The sequence below is a fragment of the Dietzia sp. B44 genome, from assembly GCF_014145245.1.
In the GTDB taxonomy this organism is placed as follows: Bacteria; Actinomycetota; Actinomycetes; order Mycobacteriales; family Mycobacteriaceae; genus Dietzia; species Dietzia natronolimnaea.
On record NZ_JAALEF010000065.1, the window covers coordinates 1 to 1,709 of the forward strand.

General features: G+C 69.3%; 2 protein-coding genes. Both read left to right on the forward strand.

All coding sequences use genetic code 11. From position 1 onward, the window contains the following. Positions 1-285 (forward strand): NADH-quinone oxidoreductase subunit K (locus tag G6017_RS02815; protein WP_182615839.1); only part of this gene is annotated, 285 nt, incomplete at its 5' end. Continuing rightward, a partial coding sequence (locus G6017_RS02820; RefSeq protein ID WP_182615841.1) for a monovalent cation/H+ antiporter subunit D family protein occupies positions 282-1,709 on the forward strand: 1,428 nt, incomplete at its 3' end. The genes G6017_RS02815 and G6017_RS02820, both read left to right, overlap by 4 nt.

Here is a 1,709-nt window from a genome sequence, read left to right on the forward strand (position 1 = left end):
GCCGGCGGCGCGTCGCGGCGCGAGGCCCCGCTGGTGGCCGACCCCGACCCGGCGCTCACCGCCGACGGACTGCCGCAGGCGTTCGTGCTCACCGCCATCGTCATCGCGTTCGCCATCACGATCTACCTGCTGGTGCTGGCGGTGATCGGCGGTGACGACGACGACACCGACGTGGGCGACCTCGACCACCTGGACCTCCTCCCGGAGGTCCCGGGGGGCGCACACCCGGAGGACCCGGAGCCCGACGAGCCGGCGAACCACGACGCGGAAGGTGTCCACCGATGATGCCGGAGTCCGTCCTCACCCTGTTCGTCGCCATCCCGCTGCTCACGGCGGGCCTGCTCATAGCCGTCGCTTCGAGAACACGCCTGGTCCTGACTGTCCTGTTCGCCGTCCTCGTGGTGCAACTGGTCGCGGCGATCGCCACCGTGGCGTGGGTGTCGGACGGTTCGGTCGTGGTGCACCAGGTCGCCCTGTGGGCGCCCGGAGTGGCCATCCCGTTCGTGCTGGACATGTTCTCGGCGCTCATGCTCACGGTGACGAGTCTGCTGACGCTCACGTGCGCGGCTTTCGCGGTCCCGGCCGGGGAGGCGTTCAAGAGGTTCTACCCGCCGTTGGTGCTCCTCGTGACCGCCGGCGTCAACGGGGCCCTGCTTACGGGGGACCTGTTCAACTTCTTCGTCTTTGTCGAGGTCATGCTCCTGCCCTCGTACGGGCTCATGATCATCACCCGGTCCGGTCGGGCCAGCGTGGCCGGTGTCGCGGCCTCGCGGCTCTACATCTCGGTCAACCTGCTCGCCTCGACCATCCTGCTGATCGGCGTGGCCCTGATCTACGGGTTGACGGGAACCGTCAACATCGCCGAACTCCACGGGGCCGCCTCGGAGAACACCGGCGTGGCCGTGGCCACCGCCCTGGTGCTCTTCGCGCTCGCGATCAAGGCCGCCGTCGTCCCCGTGCACGGGTGGCTTGCACGGGCCTACCCCAAGATGTCCCCCGCCGTGACCGCGATGTTCTCCGGCCTGCACACCAAGATCGCGATCTACGCCATCTACCGCATCTACGCGGTGATCTTCGACGGGGACCCGCGCTACCTCTGGGTGGGCGTGGTGGTGTTCTCGGCCACCATGCTGATCGGTGTGCTCGGCGCGGTGGGCGAGGCCGCCCCGCGCTCGATCCTCGCGTTCCACATGGTCAGCCAGATCGGGTACATCCTGCTCGGGGTCGCCCTTTTCGGCCCACTGGGGCTCACCGCCGGCATCTTCTATCTGCTGCACCACATGATCGTCAAGGCCGCGTTGTTCCTGGCCATCGGCGCGATCGAGGTGCGCTACGGTCCCCGGCGGCTGGGGCAACTCTCCGGACTCGCCAAGACCGAACCACTCATCGCGGTCGCCTTCTTCGCCTCCGCCATGTCGCTGGCCGGGATCCCGCCCTTCTCCGGGTTCGTGGCCAAGCTCAGCCTGATCATCGCCGCTCTCGACGCCGGCCAGATCGTCGCCGCGGCCGTCGCGGTGGCGGTCAGCATCCTCACTCTTCTGTCCATGTTGAAGATCTGGACGGGGATCTTCCTCGGCGAACCCACCGCCACCGACTCCCGCACGCTCCCGGAGGGTCTGGACCCCGCCTACTCCGATGCCCCGGGGATCCCCGACGGCCGGGACCGCGCCGGGCTCGACGCGACCGGCGGCGCCGCGAGCGGTGGCGCC